A 26,375-nucleotide genomic window follows, 5' to 3' on the forward strand; every position below is an offset into this window, starting at 1 on the left:
AGGAATATACAATGGAAGCTAAAATGAACAAAATAGACACAAATGTTGTGGAATTAGAAATCAAAGTTGATGCTAAAGACTTTAACGAAGCTTTAAAGAAGTCTTACAATAAAAATGCAAAGAACTTTAACATACCAGGATTCAGAAAAGGAAAAGTTCCAATGAACATGGTTAAGAAGTTCTACGGAGTAGAAGTTTTATTTGATGATGCAATAAATACTTGTATAGATAAAACTTATGGAGCTGCTTTAGAAGCTAATGACATAAAACCTGTTGATTACCCACAAATAGAAGTAGTTGAAGTTGGAGAAGGAAAAGACTTAGTTTACAAAGCTAAGGTTACTACTTACCCAGAAGTTACTTTAGGAGAGTACAAAGGATTAGAAGTTGAAGAAGTTTCATACGAAGTTAAAGAAGAAGATATAGAAAAACAATTAGCTGATATGCAAGCTAGAAATGCTAGAGTAGAAGTTAAAGAAGAAGGAACAGTTGAAAATGGAAACATAGCTGTTATAGACTTCAAAGGATTTATAGGTGACGAAGCGTTCGAAGGTGGAGAAGGACATGATTACCCATTAGAAATCGGATCAGGAAGCTTCATAGATAACTTTGAAGAGCAATTAATCGGATTAAAAGCTGGAGAAAGCAAAGACGTTCTTGTTACTTTCCCAGAGGCTTACGGAAAAGAAGATTTAAACGGAAAAGAAGCTAAATTCGAAGTAACTGTAAAAGAAATAAAAGTTAAAGAATTACCTGCTTTAGATGACGAGTTCGCTAAAGAAGTTTCAGAGTTTGATACTTTAGAAGCTTTAAAAGCTGATTTAAAAGAAAAAGCTGAAAAAGCTAACGAAATAAGAGCTAAGAGAGAAAAAGAAGAAAAAGTTATAAATACAATAGTTGATAACGCAACAGTAGAAATTCCAGAAGCTATGGTAAACAGAGAAGTTGAAAACATGGTAAGAGATTTAGAAATGAGATTAGGACAACAAGGACTAAGCTTAGAGCAATACTACGAGTTCACTGGAAGCTCAGAAGATAAAATGAAGTCTTACATGAAAGAAAATGCAGGAAGAAAAGTTAAGACTGAATTAGTTATGGATGCTATCATGAAAGCTGAGAACATAGAAGCTACTGAAGAAGAATTAAAAGCTAAGGCTGAAGAGGTTGCTAAAATGTACTCAAATGGAGAGCAATCAGAGAAAATGGTTGAACTTTTATTAAACGCTCAAAGAGATGCTTTAGAGTTAGATGTTAAAAGAGAAAAAACTTTAAATATGTTATTAAAATAATTAATAATAAAATAGAACTTTCAGATAATTGCCAGGAAGTATTTCTTGGCAATTATTTTAAAATTTAAAAGAATGTTGAAAAAACATTAATTAACAAAATACTATTTTTTTTATATAATAATTATGATGATGTATGTTTTAGTAGTATAAATGGCAATATTATAATTATAGTTTTAAAAGGAGGGAATTTCATGAGTAATTTAGTACCTATGGTAGTTGAGCAAACAAGCAAAGGCGAAAGAAGTTATGATATATTCTCAAGATTATTAAAAGATAGAATAATAATGTTAAGTGGAGAGGTTAATGATGTATCAGCTAACCTTGTTGTATCACAGCTATTATTTTTAGAGAGTGAAGATCCAGATAAAGATATATATCTTTACATAAATTCTCCAGGTGGTTCTATAACTTCAGGGATGGCGATTTATGATACAATGCAATATATCAAACCTGATGTATCTACAATATGTGTAGGTATGGCAGCTTCAATGGGAGCATTCTTACTATCTTCAGGAGCAAAAGGAAAGAGATTTGCATTACCTAACGCTGAAATAATGATACATCAACCTTTAGGTGGATTCCAAGGGCAAGCAACTGATATAGATATTCATGCTAAAAGAATATTAAGAATTAAAGATAAATTAAATCAAATATTAAGCGAGAATACAAATCAACCTCTTGATAAAATAAAGATAGATGTTGAAAGAGATTATTTCATGGAAGCATCAGAAGCTGTAGAATATGGATTAATAGATAAAGTTATAGAGAGAAAATAATCTACAACTTAAGTCTTATTGAAAGTTGAGGTGGATAAGATGGGAAAATTTGAAGATAAAAAGCAATTAAGATGTTCTTTTTGTGGTAAAAATCAAGAACAGGTTAAAAGATTAATAGCTGGACCTGGTGTATATATATGTGATGAGTGTATAGAACTTTGTTCAGAAATAATAGAAGATGAATTTGAGGGAAACACATCATCTACATCACTAGATTCAAGTAGTTTACCAAAACCACAAGAAATAAAAGAATACTTAGATCAATATGTTGTTGGTCAAGAAAGAGCTAAAAAATCTTTAGCTGTAGCTGTTTATAACCATTATAAAAGAATCAATGCTAATAAAGCAGAGGATGATGTTGAACTTCAAAAAAGTAATATTCTTTTATTAGGGCCAACAGGTTCTGGTAAAACATTACTTGCACAAACACTTGCAAAGATGTTAAATGTACCTTTTGCGATTGCTGATGCTACTACATTAACAGAGGCTGGTTATGTTGGAGAAGATGTTGAAAATATTCTTTTAAAGCTTATTCAAAATGCTGATTATGATGTTGAGAGAGCTGAAAAAGGAATAATATATATAGATGAGATTGATAAGATTGCAAGAAAATCAGAAAATCCATCTATTACAAGGGATGTTTCAGGAGAAGGGGTTCAACAAGCTCTATTAAAAATATTAGAGGGAACAACTGCTTCAGTACCACCGCAAGGAGGAAGAAAACATCCACATCAAGAGTTCATACAAATAAATACTTCAAATATTTTATTTATTTGTGGTGGAGCATTTGATGGTGTTGATAAGATAATAGAAAAAAGAGGTACCAAGAGTTCAATAGGATTTGGTGCTGATGTTAAAGGAAAACATGAGAAAAATGTTGGAGAACTTTTAAAAGAAATAATGCCTGGAGACTTATTAAAATTTGGATTAATTCCTGAATTTGTAGGAAGACTTCCTGTATTAGTAACTTTAGAAGCTTTAGACAATGAAGCTCTTGTAAGTATTTTAACTAAGCCTAAGAATGCTTTAGTTAAACAATATAAAAAGTTATTTGAACTTGATAATGTAAAGCTAGAGTTTACAGATGATGCTTTAAAAGCAATCGCTGATGAGGCTATTGAAAGAAAAACTGGTGCTAGAGGATTAAGAGCTATAGTTGAAGAAACTATGATGGATATAATGTTTGAAATACCATCAGAAGAAACTATTGTTAAAACAACTATAACTGCTGAAACTATAAAAGAAAAAAAAGAACCTGAAGTTGAAAGAATGGCTGAAGGCGAAGTAAGACCAGTTTTAAGAACTGAAAAAAAAGTTAAAAGTAGAAAAGATATAGAAACTGCTTAATAAAAAAGATGCATATTATTATGCATCTTTTTTTTATTTTTTTTTATGGTTTTTTTGGAATATAATCTCAATAATGAGTAAATACTAAATATAAAGATAGGAGGTGTTTAAAATGAATCCTTATATACTTATAATGTTATTACAATTAATAATGTCATTAGTATTTTTTATTTATATGAGAAAATCTTTAAATAATAAAGAGAAAAATAATAATGTTTTAGAGAAAGAAAATGCAAAAGAAATGGAAAAGTTAAATAGATTAAGAATGATAAAGTTAACTGAACCATTAACCGAAAAAAGTAGACCAATTAATTTAGAAGAAATAATTGGGCAAGAAAAAGGTATAAAAGCATTAAAAGCTGCTTTGTGTGGACCTAATCCACAGCATGTTATAATCTATGGACCACCTGGAGTTGGAAAAACGGCTGCTGCTAGAATAATTCTTGAGGAAGCTAAGAAGAAGGTTTGCTCCCCGTTTAATAAGGAATCAAAATTTGTTGAAATTGATGCAACAACTTTAAGATTTGATGAGAGGGGAATAGCAGATCCATTAATAGGGTCTGTTCATGATCCTATATATCAAGGTGCTGGATCTTTAGGGATTGCAGGAATTCCACAACCTAAACCAGGAGCGGTTACAAAAGCACATGGAGGAATATTATTTATAGATGAAATAGGAGAACTTCATCCTATAGAATTAAATAAATTATTAAAAGTTTTAGAAGATAGAAAGGTATTTTTAGATTCTGCATACTATAGTTCAGAGGATCCTAATATGCCTAGGTATATAAAAGAGATATTTGACAATGGACTTCCAGCTGATTTTAGACTTATTGGTGCAACAACGAGAAGTCCAGAGGAGATAGTGCCAGCTATTCGTTCAAGATGTGTAGAAATATTTTTTAGAGGACTAAGTAAGGAAGAAATAAAAGAGATAGCTTTAAATTCTGTAAAAAAGGTTGGTTATAAAATTAGTGATAAGGGATTAGATATAGTTTCTAATTATTGTACAAATGGTAGAGAAGTAATAAACTTAATTCAGCTTTGTTCTGGTCTTGCTATTAATGATAGTAGAGATTATATAAAAGAAAGTGATATTTATTGGGTAATAGAAAACGGACAATATAATCCTAGAATGGAAAAAAGTATAAATGATAAACCTGAAATTGGATATGTAAATGGGCTTGCAGTTTATGGGGCTAATAGTGGTGCACTTATGGAGATAGAAGCAACTGCAAAACCTTCTAAAAATTTATCTGGTAATATAAAGATTACAGGAATAGTAGATGATGAGGAACTTGGAAGAGAGGAAAAGAAAATAAAGAGAAAAAGTACTGCCTATTGTTCAGTACAAAATGTACTTACTGTCTTAGATAATATTTTTAATTTAAATTCTAGAGAGTATGATATTCATGTTAATTTTCCTGGAGGAATTCCAGTTGATGGGCCATCAGCAGGCATAAGTATTGCAACTGCCATATATAGTGCTATTAAAGAGATTCCTGTAAGTAATAGAGTGGCTATGACAGGGGAAATATCAATAAAAGGAAAGGTTAAACCTATTGGAGGAGTAAATGCTAAAATACTAGCAGCTAAAAGTGCAGGAGCCAATAAGGTTATTATTCCAAAAGAAAATTTAAGTAGTGTATCAAAGGATATAGAGGGAATAGATATTATTCCTGTTAAAAATATAAAAGAAGTTTTAGAAATAGCATTAATAAAAGAAGATATTTTAGAAAGTGAAAGTTTTGATTTACAAGAAAATAGTATGTTTTTTGGTACTAGTGCATTAAATGCAGATGGAATAAAACAAAGTGATATAAAACAATAAATTTTGACTAAACTTATTTTAAAATAAGTTTAATTGTGATTTTTCACAATTATCTAGTTTAACTTAGGCTATTTAAGAAAAAATAAATGATATTATGAAAAAAATTATTTTAAAGACTATCATTAAGATAGTCTTTACTTTTTGTACATTATTTAAGGTTGAAAAATATCTACATTATGTGTATACTTGTTAAAGGCTATATATTTATATAATATGTAGTTATTAATTTTTTTTTTGGAGGGGATATTTATGAAAGAAGATAAATTAATTCTTCCTTTAATTCCTCTAAGAGGTTTGACTGTATTTCCAAGTATGGTCATATACTTTGACGTTGGTAGGAAAAAGTCAATAGAATCAGTTGAGAGAGCTATGGCTGGAGATCAGAAGATTTTCTTAGCTGCTCAAAAAGATATTGAGATTGACAATCCAAGTGAAGATGACATCTTTAAGATAGGTACAATATGTGAGATTAAACAAATTGTAAAAATGCCAAAAGATACTATAAGAGTTTTAGTTGAAGGTATTGAAAGAGCAAGAATGGATGAATTCTTTGATAAAGAGGAGTTACTTGAAGCATCAATTGAAAAAATAGATGTTACTTATGATGAAAATGAAGAGGAAAATGAATTTGAAGCTTTATCAAGAAAGTTAAAGGATGACTTTTTTGAGTTTTTAGATATAACAGCAAGTACTGGTGTTAATGGCGTAAATTTATTTGATAATTTAGAAGAAGAGAAAGATTTAAATAAGGTAGCTGATTTAATTTCCTCATATGCTCTTATAAAGCAAGAGGATAAGCAAGACGTACTTCAAACTTTAGATATTAAGGAAAGAATTGAAAAACTTTTAGTTTACTTAAAACAAGAGATTGAAGTTGCTAAAATAGAGAAAAGAATTGGAAGTAAGGTTAAGAAAAAAATTGAAAAAGGTCAAAAAGAATATTACTTAAGAGAACAAATTAAGGTTATTCAAGAAGAGCTTGGAGAAGATGATGAAAATAAGAAAACTATAAAAGAATTTGAAAAGCTTATAGAAGAAAAAAATCTTACAAAGCAAATTGAAGAAAAAGCAAATTATGAAATTTCAAGACTTAAAGGATCTTTTCAGTATTCTCAAGAGGGAGCCACTATAAAATCTTACTTAGAGAATTTATTGGACATGCCTTGGGGAGAATATACTAAAGATAGACTGGATATTAAGGAAGCTAAAAAGGTTTTAGATAAAGATCATTATGGTCTAAAAGATGTTAAGGATAGAATTTTAGAATACCTAGCTGTAAAACAGATAAGCAATTCACTTCAAGGACCTATACTTTGTTTAGTTGGTCCTCCAGGAGTAGGTAAAACATCAATAGCTAAAAGTATAGCTACTTCATTAAATAGAAATTTCGTAAGAATGTCATTAGGTGGAGTAAGAGATGAAGCTGATATAAGAGGACATAGAAGAACTTATGTTGGAGCTATACCTGGAAGAATAGTTACTGGATTAAAAGAAGCTAAAAGTATGAATCCTGTATTTTTACTTGATGAAATTGATAAGTTAGGTATGGATTTTAAAGGGAATCCAGCTGATGCTCTTTTAGAAGTGTTTGATAAAGAGCAAAATAAAACCTTTAGAGATCACTATTTAGAAGTAGATATGGATTTATCAGAAGTAATGTTTATAACAACTGCAAATTCTTTAGATGGAATTCCAAGACCACTTTTAGATAGAATGGAATTAATAGAAGTTTCAGGCTATACTTATGAAGAAAAATTTAGAATAGCTAAGAAATATTTAGTACCTAAGGTTTTAAAAGAACATGGAATAAACAATAAAAAAATAAGTATTTCAGATTCTGCATTAAAACTTATAATAGATAGTTATACTAGAGAGTCTGGAGTAAGAAATCTTCAAAGACAAATAGCTAATGTTATAAGAAAAGGAATAAAGGATATAATAGAAAAGAATAAAGAAAAATTAAGTATATCTACAAAACAAGTTGAAAAATACTTAGGACCAAAAATCTTTAGTTATGATGAAATAGATAAAGAAGATAAAGTAGGAGTAGTCATGGGAATGGCTTGGACAGCTTATGGCGGAGATACTCTTCCAGTAGAAGTTATGGTCATGGATGGAAAAGGTAGATTAGAATTAACAGGTAAACTAGGGGATGTTATGAAAGAATCTGCTAAGGCGGCTTATACATATGTAAGAAGCAATATGAAAGAATTAGGAATAAAAGATGAGTTTTATTCCAAAAAGGATATTCATATACATGCACCAGAGGGAGCAGTTCCTAAAGATGGTCCATCAGCTGGAGTAACAATGGCTACTTCCTTAGTTTCAGCATTAACTGGTAAAAAGGTTAAGCATAATGTAGCCATGACTGGAGAAATTACATTAACAGGAAAAGTTTTAGCAATAGGTGGTTTAAAAGAGAAATGTTTAGCAGCTAGAAGAATAGGAATAGATACTGTTATTGTACCTAAGGAAAATGAAAAAGATGTAGTTAAACTTCCTAAGATAGTTAAGGAAAGTTTAAATATTATACTTGCAGATAAAATAGATGATGTGTTAAAAAATGCATTAGTTGGAGTTGAAGAATAATGAAAATAAAAAGTTCTGAGTTTATAATATCGGCTGTTAAGAGAGAGCAATATCCTGATGATAATTTGCCTGAAATTGCTTTTGTTGGAAGATCAAATGTTGGAAAATCTTCTATAATAAATTCATTAACAAACAGAAGAGGCTTAGCTAAGGTTAGCCAAACACCTGGTAAAACAAGATTAATAAACTTTTTCTTATTAAACAAAGAGTTTTATTTGGTAGATTTACCGGGATATGGATATGCAAAAGTTTCAAAAAAAGAAAAAGCAAGTTGGGGAGCTACAATTGAAAGATATTTATTAAATAGAGCGCCTTTAAAGAAAGTAGTTTTATTAGTGGATTGTAGACATAAGCCAACAGCAGATGATGTTCAAATGTATGAGTGGATAAAATATTATGGATATGAAGTAGTTGTTATTGCAACTAAAAGTGATAAAATCTCTAATAACCAAAGAGGAAAATGCGAGAAGATTATAAAAGAAACTTTAGGATTACCTAAAGACCATAAATTAAAGTTCTTCTCATCATTAAATAAAAAAGGAAAAGATGAACTTGTAGATTATCTATTTGATGATTTATGTGAATTAGAAGAATAGTAAATACCCTTAAGTGTATAGATACACTTAAGGGTATTTTTTTACTAAAGTATATGAATATGGATATAATTTAATTCCCTAAATAAGTTAAATTTTCCATTAATATGTGTCAAAAATTAGAATTTAGAATACTATATAGTATAAAGAAAAAATATAGGAGGTAAGTTTATGGATTTAAATGAAATCTTAGATGGAATGGCAGCTGAAAATTGTGCGGATTCATGCGGAGCACCGTCATTCAATAGTACAGCAAATTGTGGAAATTCTTATGATAATTGTGGACAACCTATAGGTGTGTCAGGATATAACAATTATAATTATGCAGGAAATAATAATTGTTGTGGTGGATTCGGAAACAACAATTGTGGATTTGGTTGTGGTGGAGGATTCTATACTTTATTCTGGTTACTACTACTTTGTGGTGGTGGATTTGGAGGCGGTGGCTTCGGTGGCTTCGGAGGTTACGGCGGAGGTTGCGGATGTTGTTGCCATGATGATTGTTGTTGCGGAAATGGATATGGTAACGGATGTGCTCCATTAATATGGATAATAGTTCTTGCTACTTTATGTGGTGGAAATAGATTTGGATTTGGAAATAATTGTGGAAACAACTTCGTAGGAAATTGTGGATGTTAGTTTAAATTTTATTTTTAGAAAATCAAAGGAGGAAAGTTTATGAGTAGAAGAAGATGCTGCTATAATAATAATTCTTGTGCAGGATTAGATTGTTGTACAGTATTACCAACTTTATTAGTATTACAAAGTTCAGGATTATTATGTAACGATAGAGCATATATCCTAGTTTTATTAGGAATATTATGTGGAGGTTATAATGCTTGTGGATGTAATAATGGATGTTGTTGCTAATTTTAAATTTTTATTAAATATAATTAAATAAGGAGTGAATTTAATGAGTAGAAGAAAATGTTGTAGATGTAAATGCTGTAGATGTAAATGTAAATGTAAAAAACATTATTGCTGTGATTGTGATTATGATCATGGAAATTGTGGAAATAGATGTTCAGGATTTAATGCTTGTACAGCATTACCAACTCTATTAATTCTTTGCCAATCTGGGTTATTAAACAATGATAGAGCATATATATTATTCTTATTATTCTGGCTATGTGGTGGAACTAATGCAAATAGCTGCGGCTATAATTATTGTTAGAATAATTTGTGGAGGGTTTAAGATTAAACCCTCCTAAAAAATATATTTATAGTACATATTTTTAATATTATTAAGGAGGATGGAGAATGTCAAAAAAAAGACATAAGAATAATGGGAATCAAAACCAAAATCAAGGTAATCCTATGGGTGGATTAAATCCACAAATGTTAGAAATGTTGGGGCTTGGAAATGTTGATATGAGTAAAGTATCAGAAGTATTAAATTCTATGGGGAACGATGGCTTTGATATGAATTCAATAAATTCTATATTAAATAATAAAGAAAACAATTCAAAAGTTGGAGATAATAAATCTAATAATAATAAAACTGGAAATAGCAATCCTTTAGGAAATAATAATCCACTAGCTGCTATGCTTGGAGGGAACAATCCTATGGGTGGAGGAGGAAATAATCCAATGGGAGATCTAAGCACTCTTATGAGCTTATTTGGTGGGGGAGCTGCAGGTGGAAATGGAATGAATTCTATGATGAGTGGTATAGGAAGCGGAGGTTTAGGTGCCTTGGCTAATATGTTTGGAGGATTAGGAGGAGATTCATCAGGTGGAATTAGTGGAAATTCAATGAATAATGAAAGTAGCATGGATCCTATTATAAATATGTTGGTTTCATTAAAAAATATTGTTGACCCACAAAAAGCAAGATTTTTGGATAAAGTATTAAAGATGTATAAGGAAGGAAAAATAACTTATTAAGTATGAGATATGTATCTTTATATTAATAAGACTAAATTAAAATTTTAAATTTTAATTTAGTCTTATTTTAGTTTTTAGAATGTAGATTTATTGAATTTATATAAAAAGTATTATCAATATTTTCTAAGGTTAAGTTGAAATTTATTTGAGTCTTTAATGAGGGATCATTTTTATTTGTTTTATTGAAGTTTAAACTCCAATTACAGGATTTTAAGTTGCCTTTATCATCCCAAGAAATATCTCTAAAGAATGCATCTTGAAATGAATAAGTAAAGGAGTCTTTATCTAGCTTCCAAATAAGTGAAAGATCTTCTGAGGCTATATAGTTTGTGAAAATGTTAGGAAGTTCAGAAATTTCATAGTTTAAACATATTATATCTATAAATTGATTAACTACATTAAATCCTGATATTTCAAAATTATCATAGGATATATTTTTAAGGTTTTTATTTAAAAGCATATGCCTTTGAACAGCCTCTAATGAATCTCCTAAAGTAAATGATATTATTTTAGGAGTTTTTCCATTGTTTGAATCAACTACCCCAAATATATTGTTTGTTGAACAGAATAAATCTTCAAATTCTTCTCCTGTCCATTTAAATATATGTTGAATAGAGGTATCTTTTTCTGATGATTGAATTATAATTTCAGGAATTGTATTTCTATCTAAATCCATAAGATTTATGGTCATAGGCCAATCATTTGAATATAAGCCAAGTGAATTTACTTTTTTTGAAGGCTTAAAATCATAATCTCTATTATTTAAAGAGGAATACATATAATAATGTATGTTATCCTTTAATGAAATATACAGAGTATCATCTATGCCATCACCATTTAGGTCACTTTTTACTGTTTGGTGGACAATAGTCTTGCCATTAGTTTCAATTGTATGTTTTTTTGTTAAAAGTTTTTCTGAAACTATAGGATAAGCGATAAACAATAAGAGGATTAAAATGCATATTTTTACATATTTTTTCTTAGTAAGTTTCATATAATCACCTCAATTAGATTATATGTTGAAATTATAAAATTTATTATTTGTAATTTTTTTTATTCTTTTGAACAAAATAAATTAAAGGTGGTGATTGATATGTTATATAAAACTCATCTTGAAATAGGTGAGAATACATTAAACTCTATTAATGGAAGAGGAAAAAAGCTTATTGACCCTAAAAGTTTTTTGAAAGGGAATGTACTTCCTGACATATCGCCTAAATATAGATTAAAAAAGCATGGAAGAAAACAATTTGAAAAAATAATAAAAGAAAAGGTTTCTTATTTAATTAAGTTGAATTCAAAAGATATTGAGGAGAAAATTGGAAAAGAAAAATTTAGTATAGAACTTGGAATAGTGTGTCATTTTCTTTGTGATTTTTTTTCACTTCCTCATGATGAAGAATGGGGATTTAAGGAGAGTTTAACACTTAAACATGTGATGTATGAAAAAAAGATGCAGAAGGCATTAAATAAAAAAGTAATTATAAGTGATAGTTATAAAATATTTGGAAATGCAGATTATACTACCTTTTTAGAAAAGTCACTTATAAACTATAGAAAAAAATATGGATATCATAATGATTTATTTTTTGCAATGTATTTAACCAATTCTGTTACTAGATATGTTTTAGATTGTATTGAATATAATGATAAAAGGATTTTTATGAACTCAGAGTATATAAAGCTTTGAGGGTTTTAACTTTATTTCATTTATTTGAATTTGAATTTTTTTATTTTATAATTTAGTTTACTTGAAAAAAGTATTGATTGTTATATACTTAAAGTATATAATAATCAATTTTTTACGAGGAGAATAAAAATGAAACTAAATAGAAACGATGCATGTTGGTGTAACAGTGGTAAGAAATACAAAAAATGTCATATGGAGTTTGATGAGAGATTAGAATCTTTGGCTAGAGAGGGATATGAAGTTCCAACTAGAGAGATTATAAAAAATAAGGAACAAATAGAAGGAATAAAGAAAAGCGCTGAAATAAATAATGCTGTTTTAGATTTAGTTGGAGAAAAAATTAAGGCTGGAATGAGCACTGAAGATATAAATAAAATAGTGCACGATTATACTGTAAGTAAAGGGGCTATCCCTGCACCTCTTAACTATGGTGGATTCCCTAAGAGTGTATGTACATCAATAAATGATGAGGTTTGTCATGGAATACCAGATGAAAATATAATCCTTAAAGAAGGAGATATAATAAATGTAGATGTATCTACTATATATAATGGGTATTATTCAGATGCATCAAGAATGTATATAATAGGAGAAGCAAGTGAGAATGCTAAGAAATTAGTTAAAGTAGCTAAAGAATGCTTAGAAAAAGGAATAGAGGCTGTTAAGCCTTGGGGATTCTTAGGAGATATTGGAGCTGCTATACAAGAACATGCTGAAAGTAATGGCTACTCAGTAGTAAGAGATTTTGGAGGACATGGAGTAGGATTAAAATTCCATGAAGACCCATTTGTATATCATTATGGTAATAGAGGAGAAGGTATGATTTTAGTACCTGGAATGATATTTACTATTGAACCTATGATAAATGAAGGCAAATATGATGTTTTTGTTGATGCAGATAATGATTGGACTGCTTTAACAATGGATGGATCTCTATCAGCACAATGGGAGCATACTATTTTAGTAACTGAAGATGGTGTTGAAATAATAGCTAAATAATAAATATATTTATAATTAAGAGGCTTTCTAATTATTTTAGAAAGCCTTTAAAAATACATACTTATAGGGGTTATTAAAATTGCGGGAGCATTTATTTTTATTTTTGGAAAATCTGGAATTGGGATTTGTAACTCCTTTAGAACCTCAAGATAAGGAAGAAGAGAGTCAAAAAGTTTTTCGTAATAATCATCTTGAGTTAATTTTCTTAAAAGATTTATACAGCTTTCATCATTACAAACTTTAAGAACTTTTCCTATTACATTACAATGACCATTATCAAAAACATAACATTCTCCATTTAAAAAGTATTTTGAGTTTGTTGAAAGTACTAAATTTAGGCCATTACAATTCATAACTATATCTTGTGTATTATTTGATGAAAGAGCATTTTTAATTTTGATAAGTAGTTTAAGAAGTATTGGGTAGGTTAATGATCCTATATTTTTACCTTCTAATAATTTATTTAAAGTTTCTTCGGGAAAACATTCTATTAGGGATATTAATGAATCTAAATAGGAACAAATAGAAATATTGCTTATGCATCCTCTTAATTTTATGAAATCACCTTCTTTTAATGAATTTAAGTCTGTAAAAGAGGGGGTAGATAAATCTTTTAGGTGATTTGAGTTTATCATTCTAAGAAGCATATTGTTATGAAGTTCAAATGAAGTATAAATTCTTTTAATTTCTTCTTCGCTTCTTCCAAATACTCTATTTTCTAAACTTCTATCATTTCCATTAAAAAAGGTTTCATTAAAATCATTTGATCTATTACTTGTTTTAAAGCCTTTGTTATATATTTTTGTTTTTCCATCTCCACAATAAATTCTATTATTTTCATCAATATGAAGTCTACCTGTTAAGGTGTTGTCGCAAATTCTTTTAGATGTTCTTATATCTATATAGCCGTTTAAATATACTGAATAAAGACTTTTTATTAAATAATCATCTATGTAAATAAAAAGATTTAAAAGGTTGTTCATGGTTTATCTCCTAAAATAATACAATATTATTATAAATTATATTAGTTTAATTTGTTACCTATGAATGATAATAATAATAAATGGAATAATGATGTATATATTGACAATAAAGTGTAATTAATATATAATACAAATGTACTTGCCGAAGTGGCGGAATTGGCAGACGCAGCGGACTCAAAATCCGCCGGGCTAATACTCGTACGGGTTCGAGTCCCGTCTTCGGCACCAAACATCTGGTTTAAAATCAGATGTTTTTTTATTTAATAAATATATTCATTAAATAGTAGATAATAATGAATATATATTGTTAATAATAGAGGCTTTTTAAGGCCTCTTTTTATTATAAATATAATAGCAACTCATTTTAATTGTTTTAATAAGTGTTAAAATTTAAATTTAAATTAAACTTTTAAGTTATTATATTGAATATGATTTGATTTCTATAATATAATAAAGCTTGTATTACATATTTTAGTTAAAAGTATCTTGAATTATAAATTTACAGATTAAGGCTTAATAATAGGTTTATATATATTACTTTTGTCAATAATGTAAAGTGAATCTGTTTAAATAGTAATTGGAGGTAAATTTAAGTGAAACTTAAAAAATATATTTTAATAGGAATAATTATAATATTTTCTATAATAGCCATTTTAATTGGAAAAGATATGGCTGTAATTAAGAGTAATGCTTTAGAAAATAATATAGAAATTAATGAAAAAGATATTTTAAATAAAAATGTTCAAAATAAAGATGAAAAACTTTCAAAGGAAGATCTTAAAATTAAGGAAATAATATTAAATGATAAATCTGGCCTTTTCAAATTAGTAAACGAAGAACATCCTATAGATAAAAACTATGCTCCAGAGAAGCTTGTTACTCCTAATATAGCTTTAGTAGGAGTTAAGAACGAGCCTAGAAGTAAGGTTAGTTCTATTATAAAAGAACCATTGGAAAAAATGTTTCAAGATGCAAAGAAAGAAGGGGTTGAATTATATTTATCATGTGCATATAGATCTTTTGATGAACAAGAGTATCTTTATAATAGAGCATTAAAAAGAGAAAATAGTAATTCAAGTGACTTGGTTGCACTTCCTGGGAGAAGTGAACATCAATTAGGATTAGCTGTTGATATAACAACTAAAAAGTTAGATTTTCAGCTAGAAGAGGCTTTTGAAGATACAAAAGAAGGGCAATGGTTACTTAATAATGCATATAAATATGGTTTTATATTTAGATATCATAGAGGTAAAGAAAATATAACAGGTTATACATATGAGCCATGGCATTATAGATATATTGGGAATTTAGAAGTGAGTAAATATTGTCATGACAATAACTTAACATTAGAGGAAATATATAAAAAATTAGGTATTAATACAAAGTAATAATTATAAACAATATATAATACTAAAGGAGATATTTTATGTATGTGATTAACTTTATAAGAGGGGTTTTAATGGCATTAGCAGATAGTGTACCTGGTGTTTCAGGTGGAACTATAGCATTCATAATGGGGTTTTATAATAAGTTTATAAGTTCATTAAATGCATTAACATCCACAAAGAAAACAGATGTAACGAAGAAAGAGGCTTTAATATTCTTACTAAAATTAGGAATAGGATGGGTAGTTGGTATGGTAATGTCTATATTCTTTATAGCGTCCATATTTGATAAGGAGATATATAAAATAAGTTCTCTTTTTACAGGATTTATAATTTTTTCTATACCAATAATAATAAGTGAGGATAAAAAAGCTTTAAAGAAAAATTATAGTTATGTAATATATACAATTATAGGAATGGCAATTGTAGGGGCTATAACATATTTTAATCCAGCAAGTGGAGGGGTTAAAGGAACTAGTATAACACTAGATCAATTTTCAATTTCATTAGCTATATATATATTCATAGCAGGTATGATAGCAATTTCAGCCATGGTTCTTCCAGGAATATCTGGATCAACATTACTTTTAATATTTGGGTTATATGCACCAGTAGTAAATGCGGTTAAGGAGGTTTTAACTTTAAACTTCAATTATTTACCTATGCTTATAGTATTTGCTTTAGGAGTATTAACTGGAATAATTACAACAATAAGATTAATAAAATTTTTACTTTCAAATTATAGAGCTAAAATGATTTATTTTATAATAGGATTAATGATTGGATCTATATATGCTGTATTTATGGGGCCTACAACTTTAGAAATTCCAAAAGCTGCTATGAATTTAAGTAGTTTTAATTTATTATTCTTTTTAATAGGTGGAGGATTAATAATTGGATTACAGCAATTAAAAGTTTACTTAGAGAATAAAGAAAAAGTTTCATAAATATAAAGAATTAAAGACTGTATTAGCTTTATTAGTTAATACAGTTTATTTATTTTTAAATTATATAGATTTTTTTAATATAACTTAGAATCCTTAAAAGGATATGGAGTATTACTTGAAATTTAATCATTAAATACTTTGTTAAGAGGTAAATTTTATAGTATAGTATTAATAAACTATAAAATAACGGAGGGACAATTATGTTTTTAAAGGAATTAAATAAAGAACAAGCTTTAGCATTTATAAATTTAGTAACTGAGTTTGCATTAGTAGATGAAGATATAAGAAAAGAAGAAGAAGCTTTAATAAATACATATGTAAAAGAATTAGACTTAGAAAAACAAGAGTTAGAAAATTTATCATATGAAAAAGCAATAAATATAATTAAAGATTCTTCAGAAAAAATAAAAAATATAGTTTATTTTGAAATTGTTAGAATAGGTTTAGTTGATGAAGATTGCGACATAGAAGAAGTTGATTTCTTAGAAAAAGTAGCTAAAGACTTAAATATATCAAGAGCTAAGAAAATACAAGTAGCTAATTGTTTTTATAACTTTTCTGAGGAAGATGGAGAAGAAAAGTTAGAAGAAATAGCTAAAGATATAGTTAAATAATATTTGCTTATGAAATACTTAAGAGGTTTCTTAAGTATTTTATTTTTATATGATAATTTGGGAAAAATATTAAAAAGTAGGTTAATTAATCTTTTTTAAGGGTAAAAGTAGATGTATAATATTTCGTAAGATACATTTATGCTTAATTAAAAATTTATACTAATAAATATAATTCATAAGAAGCTTAAGATTTAGGAGTGCATAATAAAATATGAAAAAACAAAATATGATAGTTATTTCTTTAGATGCAGTTTCATCAAAGGATGTGGAAATATTAAAGACATTACCTAATATTTCTAAGTTAATAAAAAGTGGGGCTTTAATAAAAAATATTAAGACTATATATCCATCATTAACATATCCAGCGCATGTTTCTATAGTAACTGGTAAATATCCAGTTAACCATGGAATAACAAATAATACTGTTTTAAATATAAAAGATGAGAATCCAAACTGGAACTGGTATGGAAATAAAATAAAAGGAGATACCTTATTTGATTTAGCTAGGGAAAAAGGGCTTAAAACATGCTCTATTGTTTGGCCAGTTACAGGTAAGATGAAGATTGATTATAATATGCCAGAGATATTTGAAACAAAACCTTGGCATAATCAAATAGTAATGTCAGCTTTAGCAGGAAGTATTTTTTACCAGTTAAATTTAAATAAAAAATTTGGTGATATCAGAAGAGGAACAAGGGAGCCTTATTTAGATGATTTTGTTACAGAGTGTACAAAATATACAATAGAAAATTATAAACCGAATTTGACGATGATTCATTTAATAGATGTAGATTCTCATAGGCATGACTATGGATATTTTAGTAGGGAGGCCTTTGATGCTTTAAATAGACATGATAAGAGAGTTGGTGAAATAATAGATTCTCTTAAAAAATCGGGTATTTATGAAGATACTACCATAGTTTTACTAGGGGATCATAGTGCAATTGATGTTAATAATGTAATAAGATTAAATAGTGAATTTAAAAAAGAAGGACTTTTAAGTAGTGATGGAAATAAGATTTTAGACTTTAAAGCTGTAGCAAGAGAGTGTGGAGGTTCAGCTTATATATATATAAGTAGAGAGGCTAAGCCTAAAGAAAGAGAAATGGTTTTAAAAATTCTTGAGAGATTAAAAGAAATGGGTGCTATAGAAAAAATAATAACAAGAGAGGAGGCTATTAATTTAGGTGCTGATTCTATATGTGATTATATGGTTGAGGGAAGTTTAGGTTATTATTTTACAAATGAAGTTTTAGGAGAATTTGTAGAAAATACAAGTAGAATAAAAAATGGACATATATATAAAGCTGTGCATGGATATTCTCCGGAAAAAGAGGAATATGAAACATTTTTCTTAGCATGTGGGAAAGGTATTAAGGAAGATTTTGAGTTAGAAGGTGGAAGCCTTATAAACCATGCACCAACATTAGGGAAAATACTTGGAATTAAATTTAAAGACATAGATGGAGTAGTAGAAGAAAGAATTTTTAAAATTTAGAATAATTCTAGAAATTTGAGGGATATTAATTATAAAATTGTTGAAATTGTCGCAAAATTATGATATTTTAAAATAGTAGAAAAAATATTGCCAATTCATTATTTTATAATATGTAGATATATAATTAATTAAAAGAACGCTTGAGATAGCGTTTTTTTGCGTTTAAATAATAATAAAGTATTAAATTTATTAATAAAAATGATATAATATTGTTTATAATATAAAATATAAATTGGAGGACTAATGATGAAAATACTTAAGTGGCTTTTAATATTTATACCTATAAGTATTATAGGAGAATTTATGCATTTTTCACCAACACTTATGTTTGTCTTATCAGCTTTAGCAATAGTTCCATTAGCAGGGCTTATGGGAGAAGCAACTGAGGAGATTTCCTTTTATACAGGACCAAAATTAGGAGGATTTTTAAATGCTACTTTTGGAAATGCCACAGAACTTATAATATCATTTTTTGCCTTGAAAGATGGCTTGTTTGATGTTGTTAAGGCATCAATAGCAGGTTCTGTAATAGGGAATATACTTTTAGTTCTTGGAGCTAGTATGCTTTTTGGAGGATTAAAGTATAAAACTCAAGGATTTAATAAAAAGGTTATGGAAACAAGTTCAAGCATGCTTTTATTCGCAGTAATCGGACTAACAATACCAGCAATATTTACTCATACAATAAAACCAGAGTTTTTAAATACTAAATATGAAAATATAAGTATTATTGTAGCAGCTGTAATGTTTGCTATATACATATTAAGTTTAGTTTTCTCATTTTTTACTCATAAAGATATATATGCAGTAGAGCAAGATGAAGAAGATGGAGAAGCTAAATGGTCATTAAAGAAAGCAATATCTGTTTTAATTATTTCAACAGTTATAATAGCTTTTGAAAGTGAATTTTTAGTTGGAGCAGTAGAACCTATGACTAAGGCTTTAGGACTTAATAAATTATTTGTAGGTATAATTTTAATTCCTATAATAGGTAACGCAGCAGAACATAGTACAGCTGTAATAATGGCTATGAAGAATAAAATGGATGTAGCAGTTGAAATTGCTATAGGATCAAGTTTACAGGTAATATTATTTGTAGCACCTGTTCTTATATTCTTAAGTCTTATATTTACTCCTATGAGCATAATATTTAATCCTTTTGAATTAGTAGCACTCATAGTTTCTGTTTTAATCGCTAATAGAGTGGTTAGTGATGGAGAATCTAATTGGCTTGAAGGTGTTCAGCTTTTAGCAGTATATTTAATAATAGCAACTATGTTTATGATAGTTTAAGAAAAATAGAGTTAATTTTAAAGTTTAAACAGTTGAAAAATAAAAGGTTGTCAATCAAGACAACCTTTTTTATGGTTTATTAGTAACTTAAAATATAAATATAATATTTACTTAAAAATCTCTTTTAAATTTTTTATAAGAAGTTTATTATCTTCAGGTTTTAATACACATACTCTAAAGAAGAATGAATTTAATCCTTCGAAAGAAGTACAATCCCTTATTATAATATTTTTCTTCATAAGAGAATCGTAAAGTTCTTTTGCAGTCAATCTTTTTGAGTTTATTTTGCAAAGAATAAAGTTACTATAGCTTTTAAATACTTTTAATTCTGATATGGAACTTAATTCTTTGAATAGGTAATTTCTTTCAGTTGTAAGTTTTTCAGTATTTGATATTATGTACTCAGAATCCTTAAACATAACTTCACCCATACTTGTAGCAAATATGTTTATATTCCATAAATCAAGTTTTTCTTTAAGTAGTTTCTTTGTGTTTTTATCTGAAATTAATGCATATCCAAGTCTTATTCCTGGAGTTGAGAAAAATTTAGATGTTCCTCTTATAAGAAATAGTTTAGGATATTTATCAACTATGGATGTTGATGAATATATATGAGGTTCAGTAAATTCAACATAAGTTTCATCAAGCATAACAAATGGAGTTGTATTTTCTAAAATCCTAGCTATTTCTTCTTTAGAAAAGGCAAATCCAGTAGGATTATTAGGATTACAAATTATAACTAAATCATAATTTGTGCTGTTTATTTTTTTTATTAAAGAATTTACATCAATAGAGAAGTCTTTATCCTCTTTAGCAAAGAATTTATCTATATAACAACCTATTTTTTCAAGTTCACTTTCATATTCAGAGTAAGAAGGAGAAAGTAATAATGCTTTTTTAGGGTTTATTATTGCTATGAAAGAGGAGATTAGTTCTGTAGCACCACTTCCAACTATTATATTTTCTTTTTTACAATTACAATATGAAGATATGGATTCTTTTAAGGTTTTATATTCTGGATCAGGATAAATTGAAACCATATCGATATTATCTAAAACAACCTGCTTTGCTTTAGAAGATGTTCCAAATGGGTTTATATTTGAACTAAAATCTTTTATTTCTGATTTGTCTAATCCTAATTTATTTGATAGGTCAAATAAATTAGCTCCATGATTTGTACTCATAATTACCTCCTAAGTAAATATATGCTATGTATATTATATACCTATAAAGGAATTTTTAAAAACAAAAAAAGAGAATGTATTATATTTAATCTTTTTAATATAATACATTCTCATATTTAAAGCTTTGTTTAAGCTATACTTCTTGTAACTGAATTTTTAGATTGCATAGCTTTTATTAATCTTTTAATTGGTAAAAGACTAAGAATTACTATACAAATTAATCCGTCTATCCCTACAAGTGACCCATTTACTAAGAATGAATATAGATATGGAGACATTCCGCTTGGTGCATAACTTCCAAAGAATACCACGCCTGAAATAAAGTGTGATAAAAATTTTAAGAATATTGCAAAGGCGGCACCTATAAGTTTTTTATTTCTAAAGAAACCAGCAACCCCTAATGCCATGTAAGGTAATGGATAATCAAATAATACTTGAACTGGTTGAAGTATATATGGATCCAAGAATAAAGAGATTATACCAAATAGAAAACCTGTAAGCATTCCAACCAATGGACCATAGGCAAAGGCTACAAGAATAATAGGAACCATAGCACCTATTGTTATTCCCCCACCTTGTGGAAATTTATATATTTTAATCATGTTTAGCACTGTAGTTAATGCTAAAGCTATACCAATTGTTGTTATCATTTTTGTATCTAACTTAATGTTTTTAGTTTTTATAATTAATACAAAAATAATTAAACAAGCAATTAAGGTAAGCAGAGTAAGTGGGTTAGTTATAAGTTCTTTAAAACTTCCCCCTAAATTAATTTTTGATAAATTTTTTGAAAAGTCATTTAATATTTCTGAAAATGACATCATAACTTAAAACCCCTCCTTTAACTAATTGCCTAGAGAGTTTAAGGAATTAAAATAAAAAAACCGAATCTTTATTAATAAAGATCCGGTTTGCATACGCCTTAAACGCTTCCCTACGCTGGAATTAACCAGATCAGGTGTTGAGGGTTAATGATTTAATCATCTCTCAGCCTAAAGGCACCCCTAGCACATGAAATAATTCTAATTTTATTTTATATACTAAATATTCCAAAGTCAAGAAAAATGTTGTAAAGTTTATTAATTAATAAAAATTATTATATGGATAACGTATAAACAAATCATTTAAATATAATGTAGTTGAAGTATTATCTTCATAACTATAGTAATCATAATTATTGTTAAATCTACTTAAAGTACCTAGGCGTAAACTATTTATTGTTCCAACTAAATCAAGTAATCCGTATCCAAGGTTTCTGTTTGGGTAGTTATCAGTAGGTCTTTTTTTACATCCTCTTATTAAATATGTTTGAAGTTTTTGGGCATACATAGTTGGGTTATTACCATCTATTATACTCCATTGAAGGAGAAGGGCACAGCATCCAGATGTGATTGCAGCTGCTACACTACCACCAGATACAATAGAAGAACCACCACCTGGTTTAGTTGCAATAGCGTTTATTCCACCTGCTGCTATTATTGGTTGTATTTTATTTATTCGGCTATATCCCTCCCCAGAACTTGAAATTAAAGCATTATTATTTTGATTATAATATGCTGTACAAATAATATTTGAACATGTACCAGGTTCTGTTAAGGTAATTTCTTTAGTTGGTGATAAAAATTTAGTATTGGGGGCAAGTAATTCTCTTTGAAGTATCCAAGCATTATATTCCCCATAAACAATATATTCTCCAGTTAAAATAAATTTCCATATGCCTTCTGTAATATTATTAGCACGAATTAAAATAGATTCATCACCTGTAAATTCATCAGGTGAATTATAAGCAATCTCCATATTAGTTCCGTCATAAACAAATTTAATATCATAGTACAGTCCAAATAATCCTGCTTTTGAATCAAATACAGTTATATTCTTTATGGTTTCTCCAGATGGCGAAGAAATACTTAGTGTGAATTTATCAGGTTTTTTGCCGTAAATTTGAAGGATAAGACCTTTTTGTTGTTTATCTACATTAAGTTCAATAACACTTTCTAAGCCAACTCCAGGAATTTTAGATGATGTATGAGTATCAGTGTTTCCTTGATTTCCTGTGGAGTTAACAACAATTATTCCTCTTTTAGTAGATATATTGTTTATATATTTTTCAAGATTACTATCTCCAGAATGAGGACCAATGTTTCCACCAACTCCTATAAATATAACTATTGGTTTTTGATATTTTATAGATTGAGTATATAGATATTTGACGGCTAATAAAAGATCTGTATTTCTATAAATAGGAACATTATTTTGAGGGTAAAATAAATCAGAGTATGTTTTAAAAGCCTGTTCAAGTTTAACAACTATGAAATCACAATTAGGAGCAGCCCCTATAAAATCCCTATTCTTACCTCTACCACCTGCTATTGATGCCATTTTTGTTCCGTGTCCAATTTCATCTTTAGAAGGAACAATAGTGTATGGGTCTCCTCCTTTTCTAAATAGTTCAATTGCTGAATTTATATCTTCTTTAGAATATTCACTTCCATGTAGCATTCCTTCAGGAGTTTTTTCTGAATCTATGGTTTGATCCCAAAGAGATAAGATTCTACTTGTATCATCTTCTAAAATAAATTCTTCATTTAAATAATCAATACCTGTATCAACCATTCCAATTATTACATCAGTGCCTGTTAAATTTATATAAGGGTTTCTATGAAATGTAGTTGCAGAGGAGGCTTCAACAGGGGATGTACTTTCTAATGTATAGAGTGTCCCTAATTCGGCTATTATGAAAGATTTTATTTCTTTTAGCAGATTAGGTACTTCGTCAGATTTTAAGGATAATATTGCTAATTTATCATCTATTAAATAAATACTAGCATTAGGGATTTTAGCTACTTCTTTTTCAATATCTCCAAAATATTCGATTACTAAGTTTATAAAATTTTCATTATTATAAAAATTTTTATTCATACTAGCTCCAAATAAATTAATAATATTTATAATATTCATATTAAATATTAAAGTTTAAATTATTAGCCTTAAAAGTAAGAAGTTTAATTGAATTTTATACTAATTAAAGAACGATTTTCTATTGTTTATTTAAGTGATAATATTAATGTCAGCTTTTTTACAGGGTGTTAACAATTTGTTCTTTGACTTTTTATTTAGAATAAAATAAAATTAATCCACACAAGTGAAGAAGTGCTCTAGGATAAACTAGCTTTCAGAAGAAAAATATTAAAATTAACCGGTTATTAATATTTTAAATTTATATGAATTGTGTATAAATGAAGTTTGTTGTAAAAAGATAAAAAACATTATTTTAAATTTATTAATTAGGATGAGGTAAAAGGAAGAAGATGAAAATAAGATTAATTGAAGAGAATGAATTAAACAAAGTTAAAAGTATTTATGATAATGTTGTAAGAGAGATGAATTTAAGAGGATTATATAATTGGAATGAAAGTTATCCAAACACAGATATTATATTTAACGATATTAAAAATAAACACTTATATGGCTTAGAGTTTTCGGGAGAAATTGTTGCAGTAGCTGCAATAAATGACTATGCTTATGATATTTATGATGACATAGAGTGGAGAGTAGATGGACCATTTTTATCATTTCATAGAATAGCAGTTTGTCCATTACATAGAGGTAAGGGCTATGGAAGAAAAATAATAGACTTTGCTGAAGAGATGGCAAAACAAAAGGAATATAAGTCTATGAGGATAAGTGCATATCATAGAAATGAAAGTGCTATTAGTCTTTATAAGAATTTAGGGTATGTGCATGTAGGAGAGATGAGTTCAATGAGGAATATAGTTGAATCTTTTTTATGCCTTGAAAAAGAAATTGGTTAAGTAAAATAAAAAATAAGATGGATTTTATTTAATGATCATAAAGGCTTTATATATGAAAAAATAATGATAGTAGCTTTAAAATAGATTGATATTGAAACAAAGTTTAATAAACTGATTAAAGTAAGGGTTTAATAACAAGTTGAAAATTGGTATAATTTATGATGATATAAGACAAAAGCTAAAAATTTAAAGGAGATCTAGAATGAGTAAACAGAGAAAAGAGTTTTTAGTAATTGGGGCTGGATTAATAGGATTATCATTATTTTTACATTATTTGCATTATCTTATTTTTGGAGATTTACATCATACTTTAATATTTTTATTTGCAGATATAGCATTTATTCCTATGGAGGTTTTCTTTACTACTTTAGTTTTAGACAAATTATTAGAGAAGAGAGAAAAAGAACATTTAAAAGACAAGCTTAGCATGCTTATAGGAGTTTTCTTTAGCGAACTTGGAACAGATATTTTAAATACATTTGTTCATGCTGATGAAAATGCAGATAAGATAGCTAGTGAAGCTATAGTAACTAAGGCATGGGATAAAAATGATTTTAAGCATTTAGAGAAGTTAGTTAATGAGTATTATTATGAAGCTAATATAGAAAAGATAGATATATTAGCATTAGAAGAGAAGTTAAATGAACATAAAGATTTAGTTATAAACTTAATAACAAATCCTATGCTTATAGAACATGAAGAATTTTCAGATATGCTTATGTCAATGATGCATTTAAGAGAAGAATTAACAAGTAGATGTTCTCATAAACTTGAAGAATATGAGATAAATCATTTAGAAAAAGATATAAATGTTTTATATAAGTATTTAGTCTTTGAATGGGTACAATATATGAAACAATTAAAGGGGACATATCCTCAATTATTCCTAACGGCTTTAATAACAAATCCATTTGATAAGAGAAGTTTAAAAGAAAGAGAATCAAATTATTTAAAAGAAATACATACAATTATGTAAGATAAAAGGTATAAAATCTAATTGATTTTATACCTTTTATCTATTCTAGAGTATGATGAATTTTTGAGATATAGTTTTTAACATTTTCTAAAACGTCATCTTCTCCTACGTACATTATTATATCATCTTCCATTATTTTAAAATACGGCCCTGGAGATAAGAACATTTCACCATCTCTTTTTATTCCAATTATTGTTGCTTTAGTATTATGCCAGAAGTTTAAATCTCCTATACTTTTTCCAACAGCAAAACTTTCACTTTCAACTATGCTTTCAAAAGGAATAACAGTTCCAACATTTCTAAGTTGAGTTGCAAATTCAATCATATTTTCTATGTTTTCTTCTAACTTTTTATCAAGCTCTCTTTTAGATTTCAATATTTTATAAGTTTCATTAGTAAGAGTTGTGAAATCAGATTGTGCTTTGAACTTAGTTAAAAAGTCTCTAGCATTTTTCTTACTATTTATTATTATTCCACTCTTTTCATTAACTGATACTACATTCATATCCTTAAGTAAGGCGATTGAACGACGAATTGTTTCTGGTGAAACTTTATATATGCTAACTAGGGTAGTACGCCCTGTAATTTTACTGCCTTCTTCAAAATTGTTATTTACAATTCTATTAGCTATATCTATAGCTATCTTTATATAATTTGGCGTTTTTGTACGTTTTGCCATTAT

25 protein-coding genes, 1 tRNA gene and 1 riboswitch are annotated in these 26,375 nt (G+C 27.9%); of the genes, 20 read left to right on the plus strand and 6 right to left on the minus strand.

The genetic code is table 11. From position 1 onward, the window contains the following. The first annotated feature begins 11 nt into the window (after positions 1–11). From tig to Q1K13_RS08860, 10 genes are all read left to right on the plus strand, one after another. The gene (gene tig / locus Q1K13_RS08815; RefSeq protein ID WP_300349674.1) at positions 12–1,289 is read left to right on the plus strand and encodes a trigger factor; all 1,278 of its coding nucleotides are present in this window, start codon (positions 12–14) and stop codon (positions 1,287–1,289) included. Positions 1,290–1,480: 191 nt separating this feature from the next. Beyond that, positions 1,481–2,065 carry an ATP-dependent Clp endopeptidase proteolytic subunit ClpP gene (gene clpP, locus Q1K13_RS08820; protein WP_300349678.1) on the plus strand — a complete coding sequence of 195 codons (585 nt, stop codon included), beginning with the start codon at positions 1,481–1,483 and terminating at the stop codon, positions 2,063–2,065. Positions 2,066–2,104: 39 nt separating this feature from the next. After that, the gene (gene clpX, locus Q1K13_RS08825) at positions 2,105–3,412 is read left to right on the plus strand and encodes an ATP-dependent Clp protease ATP-binding subunit ClpX (RefSeq protein WP_300349681.1); all 1,308 of its coding nucleotides are present in this window, start codon (positions 2,105–2,107) and stop codon (positions 3,410–3,412) included. A 112-nt stretch (positions 3,413–3,524) separates the two neighbouring features. Beyond that, positions 3,525–5,243 carry an ATP-dependent protease LonB gene (gene lonB, locus Q1K13_RS08830; protein WP_300349684.1) on the plus strand — a complete coding sequence of 573 codons (1,719 nt, stop codon included), beginning with the start codon at positions 3,525–3,527 and terminating at the stop codon, positions 5,241–5,243. Positions 5,244–5,492: 249 nt separating this feature from the next. Further along, positions 5,493–7,832: an endopeptidase La gene (gene lon, locus Q1K13_RS08835; protein WP_300349687.1), complete on the plus strand. Its 2,340-nt coding sequence runs from the start codon at positions 5,493–5,495 to the stop codon at positions 7,830–7,832. Beyond that, positions 7,832–8,428: a ribosome biogenesis GTP-binding protein YihA/YsxC gene (gene yihA / locus Q1K13_RS08840; protein WP_300349690.1), complete on the plus strand. Its 597-nt coding sequence runs from the start codon at positions 7,832–7,834 to the stop codon at positions 8,426–8,428. The genes lon and yihA overlap by 1 nt, the downstream gene beginning before the upstream one ends. Before the next feature lie 168 nt (positions 8,429–8,596). Continuing rightward, positions 8,597–9,064: a hypothetical protein gene (locus Q1K13_RS08845; protein WP_300349693.1), complete on the plus strand. Its 468-nt coding sequence runs from the start codon at positions 8,597–8,599 to the stop codon at positions 9,062–9,064. Positions 9,065–9,103: 39 nt separating this feature from the next. Next, positions 9,104–9,295 (plus strand): hypothetical protein, encoded by a 192-nt coding sequence (locus Q1K13_RS08850; protein WP_300349695.1) that lies wholly within the window; start codon positions 9,104–9,106, stop codon positions 9,293–9,295. A 43-nt stretch (positions 9,296–9,338) separates the two neighbouring features. Beyond that, positions 9,339–9,599 carry a hypothetical protein gene (locus tag Q1K13_RS08855; protein ID WP_300349698.1) on the plus strand — a complete coding sequence of 87 codons (261 nt, stop codon included), beginning with the start codon at positions 9,339–9,341 and terminating at the stop codon, positions 9,597–9,599. 86 nt (positions 9,600–9,685) lie between these two features. Beyond that, positions 9,686–10,312 carry a hypothetical protein gene (locus Q1K13_RS08860; protein ID WP_300349700.1) on the plus strand — a complete coding sequence of 209 codons (627 nt, stop codon included), beginning with the start codon at positions 9,686–9,688 and terminating at the stop codon, positions 10,310–10,312. A gap of 67 nt (positions 10,313–10,379) precedes the next feature. Here Q1K13_RS08860 and Q1K13_RS08865 read toward each other — a convergent pair whose 3' ends face one another. Further along, positions 10,380–11,306 (minus strand): FG-GAP repeat domain-containing protein, encoded by a 927-nt coding sequence (locus tag Q1K13_RS08865; protein WP_300349702.1) that lies wholly within the window; start codon positions 11,304–11,306, stop codon positions 10,380–10,382. A gap of 99 nt (positions 11,307–11,405) precedes the next feature. Here Q1K13_RS08865 and Q1K13_RS08870 point away from each other — a divergent pair, with 99 nt between their 5' ends. Continuing rightward, positions 11,406–12,002 (plus strand): zinc dependent phospholipase C family protein, encoded by a 597-nt coding sequence (locus tag Q1K13_RS08870; protein WP_300349705.1) that lies wholly within the window; start codon positions 11,406–11,408, stop codon positions 12,000–12,002. A gap of 129 nt (positions 12,003–12,131) precedes the next feature. Then, positions 12,132–13,001: a methionyl aminopeptidase gene (locus tag Q1K13_RS08875; RefSeq protein WP_300349708.1), complete on the plus strand. Its 870-nt coding sequence runs from the start codon at positions 12,132–12,134 to the stop codon at positions 12,999–13,001. A gap of 47 nt (positions 13,002–13,048) precedes the next feature. On the opposite strand, the gene Q1K13_RS08880 is transcribed toward Q1K13_RS08875, so the two are convergent. Then, positions 13,049–13,984 (minus strand): DUF6414 family protein, encoded by a 936-nt coding sequence (locus Q1K13_RS08880; protein WP_300349710.1) that lies wholly within the window; start codon positions 13,982–13,984, stop codon positions 13,049–13,051. A gap of 141 nt (positions 13,985–14,125) precedes the next feature. On the opposite strand from Q1K13_RS08880, the gene Q1K13_RS08885 reads away from it, so the two are divergent. The 6 genes from Q1K13_RS08885 (at position 14,126) to cax (ending at position 19,721) form a co-directional block, all read left to right on the plus strand. Continuing rightward, positions 14,126–14,212, plus strand: a tRNA-Leu gene (locus Q1K13_RS08885). Positions 14,213–14,577: 365 nt separating this feature from the next. Beyond that, entirely contained in the window at positions 14,578–15,372 is a 795-nt protein-coding gene (locus tag Q1K13_RS08890) for a M15 family metallopeptidase (RefSeq protein ID WP_300349713.1), read from the plus strand. Between the two features lie 38 nt (positions 15,373–15,410). Beyond that, on the plus strand, positions 15,411–16,316 hold the full coding sequence (locus tag Q1K13_RS08895) for a DUF368 domain-containing protein (RefSeq protein ID WP_300349715.1): 906 nt from the start codon (positions 15,411–15,413) through the stop codon (positions 16,314–16,316). 200 nt (positions 16,317–16,516) lie between these two features. Beyond that, a complete protein-coding gene (locus Q1K13_RS08900; protein WP_300349718.1) occupies positions 16,517–16,930 on the plus strand; it encodes a hypothetical protein in 414 nt (137 codons plus the stop codon). Positions 16,931–17,141: 211 nt separating this feature from the next. Beyond that, positions 17,142–18,428, plus strand: a complete 1,287-nt coding sequence (locus Q1K13_RS08905; protein WP_300349721.1) for an alkaline phosphatase family protein — start codon at positions 17,142–17,144, stop codon at positions 18,426–18,428. A gap of 246 nt (positions 18,429–18,674) precedes the next feature. Continuing rightward, a complete protein-coding gene (gene cax / locus Q1K13_RS08910) occupies positions 18,675–19,721 on the plus strand; it encodes a calcium/proton exchanger (RefSeq protein WP_300349724.1) in 1,047 nt (348 codons plus the stop codon). A gap of 107 nt (positions 19,722–19,828) precedes the next feature. Here cax and Q1K13_RS08915 read toward each other — a convergent pair whose 3' ends face one another. From Q1K13_RS08915 to Q1K13_RS08925, 3 genes are all read right to left on the minus strand, one after another. Next, positions 19,829–20,905: a pyridoxal phosphate-dependent aminotransferase gene (locus tag Q1K13_RS08915; RefSeq protein ID WP_300349727.1), complete on the minus strand. Its 1,077-nt coding sequence runs from the start codon at positions 20,903–20,905 to the stop codon at positions 19,829–19,831. Positions 20,906–21,033: 128 nt separating this feature from the next. After that, on the minus strand, positions 21,034–21,729 hold the full coding sequence (gene thiT, locus Q1K13_RS08920; protein ID WP_300349730.1) for an energy-coupled thiamine transporter ThiT: 696 nt from the start codon (positions 21,727–21,729) through the stop codon (positions 21,034–21,036). Between the two features lie 90 nt (positions 21,730–21,819). Next, a riboswitch (TPP riboswitch) is annotated at positions 21,820–21,921 on the minus strand. 67 nt (positions 21,922–21,988) lie between these two features. Beyond that, positions 21,989–23,824 carry a S8 family peptidase gene (locus tag Q1K13_RS08925; RefSeq protein ID WP_300349732.1) on the minus strand — a complete coding sequence of 612 codons (1,836 nt, stop codon included), beginning with the start codon at positions 23,822–23,824 and terminating at the stop codon, positions 21,989–21,991. Positions 23,825–24,213: 389 nt separating this feature from the next. Between Q1K13_RS08925 and Q1K13_RS08930 the strand changes: the two genes are divergently transcribed. Further along, the gene (locus tag Q1K13_RS08930) at positions 24,214–24,717 is read left to right on the plus strand and encodes a GNAT family N-acetyltransferase (RefSeq protein ID WP_300349735.1); all 504 of its coding nucleotides are present in this window, start codon (positions 24,214–24,216) and stop codon (positions 24,715–24,717) included. A 202-nt stretch (positions 24,718–24,919) separates the two neighbouring features. Further along, positions 24,920–25,693, plus strand: a complete 774-nt coding sequence (locus Q1K13_RS08935; RefSeq protein WP_300349738.1) for an MJ1433 family protein — start codon at positions 24,920–24,922, stop codon at positions 25,691–25,693. Positions 25,694–25,733: 40 nt separating this feature from the next. Here the strand turns inward: Q1K13_RS08935 and Q1K13_RS08940 are convergent, their stop codons facing one another. Next, the gene (locus tag Q1K13_RS08940; RefSeq protein ID WP_300349740.1) at positions 25,734–26,372 is read right to left on the minus strand and encodes a GntR family transcriptional regulator; all 639 of its coding nucleotides are present in this window, start codon (positions 26,370–26,372) and stop codon (positions 25,734–25,736) included. Positions 26,373–26,375 lie beyond the last annotated feature (3 nt).

The sequence above is a fragment of the Clostridium sp. genome (assembly GCF_029267215.1).
Taxonomy (GTDB): domain Bacteria; phylum Bacillota; class Clostridia; order Clostridiales; family Clostridiaceae; genus Sarcina.

Bases quoted from the DNA above. Each gene is read 5' to 3' on its own strand.
- tig (WP_300349674.1), top strand. From the start codon at position 12: ATGGAAGCTAAAATGAACAAAATAGACACAAATGTTGTGGAATTAGAA.
- clpP (WP_300349678.1), top strand. From the start codon at position 1,481: ATGAGTAATTTAGTACCTATGGTAGTTGAGCAAACAAGCAAAGGCGAA.
- clpX (WP_300349681.1), top strand. From the start codon at position 2,105: ATGGGAAAATTTGAAGATAAAAAGCAATTAAGATGTTCTTTTTGTGGT.
- lonB (WP_300349684.1), top strand. From the start codon at position 3,525: ATGAATCCTTATATACTTATAATGTTATTACAATTAATAATGTCATTA.
- lon (WP_300349687.1), top strand. From the start codon at position 5,493: ATGAAAGAAGATAAATTAATTCTTCCTTTAATTCCTCTAAGAGGTTTG.
- yihA (WP_300349690.1), top strand. From the start codon at position 7,832: ATGAAAATAAAAAGTTCTGAGTTTATAATATCGGCTGTTAAGAGAGAG.
- Q1K13_RS08845 (WP_300349693.1), top strand. From the start codon at position 8,597: ATGGATTTAAATGAAATCTTAGATGGAATGGCAGCTGAAAATTGTGCG.
- Q1K13_RS08850 (WP_300349695.1), top strand. From the start codon at position 9,104: ATGAGTAGAAGAAGATGCTGCTATAATAATAATTCTTGTGCAGGATTA.
- Q1K13_RS08855 (WP_300349698.1), top strand. From the start codon at position 9,339: ATGAGTAGAAGAAAATGTTGTAGATGTAAATGCTGTAGATGTAAATGT.
- Q1K13_RS08860 (WP_300349700.1), top strand. From the start codon at position 9,686: ATGTCAAAAAAAAGACATAAGAATAATGGGAATCAAAACCAAAATCAA.
- Q1K13_RS08865 (WP_300349702.1), bottom strand. From the start codon at position 11,306: ATGAAACTTACTAAGAAAAAATATGTAAAAATATGCATTTTAATCCTC.
- Q1K13_RS08870 (WP_300349705.1), top strand. From the start codon at position 11,406: ATGTTATATAAAACTCATCTTGAAATAGGTGAGAATACATTAAACTCT.
- Q1K13_RS08875 (WP_300349708.1), top strand. From the start codon at position 12,132: ATGAAACTAAATAGAAACGATGCATGTTGGTGTAACAGTGGTAAGAAA.
- Q1K13_RS08880 (WP_300349710.1), bottom strand. From the start codon at position 13,984: ATGAACAACCTTTTAAATCTTTTTATTTACATAGATGATTATTTAATA.
- Q1K13_RS08895 (WP_300349715.1), top strand. From the start codon at position 15,411: ATGTATGTGATTAACTTTATAAGAGGGGTTTTAATGGCATTAGCAGAT.
- Q1K13_RS08900 (WP_300349718.1), top strand. From the start codon at position 16,517: ATGTTTTTAAAGGAATTAAATAAAGAACAAGCTTTAGCATTTATAAAT.
- Q1K13_RS08905 (WP_300349721.1), top strand. From the start codon at position 17,142: ATGAAAAAACAAAATATGATAGTTATTTCTTTAGATGCAGTTTCATCA.
- cax (WP_300349724.1), top strand. From the start codon at position 18,675: ATGAAAATACTTAAGTGGCTTTTAATATTTATACCTATAAGTATTATA.
- Q1K13_RS08915 (WP_300349727.1), bottom strand. From the start codon at position 20,905: ATGAGTACAAATCATGGAGCTAATTTATTTGACCTATCAAATAAATTA.
- thiT (WP_300349730.1), bottom strand. From the start codon at position 21,729: ATGATGTCATTTTCAGAAATATTAAATGACTTTTCAAAAAATTTATCA.
- Q1K13_RS08925 (WP_300349732.1), bottom strand. From the start codon at position 23,824: ATGAATAAAAATTTTTATAATAATGAAAATTTTATAAACTTAGTAATC.
- Q1K13_RS08930 (WP_300349735.1), top strand. From the start codon at position 24,214: ATGAAAATAAGATTAATTGAAGAGAATGAATTAAACAAAGTTAAAAGT.
- Q1K13_RS08935 (WP_300349738.1), top strand. From the start codon at position 24,920: ATGAGTAAACAGAGAAAAGAGTTTTTAGTAATTGGGGCTGGATTAATA.
- Q1K13_RS08940 (WP_300349740.1), bottom strand. From the start codon at position 26,372: ATGGCAAAACGTACAAAAACGCCAAATTATATAAAGATAGCTATAGAT.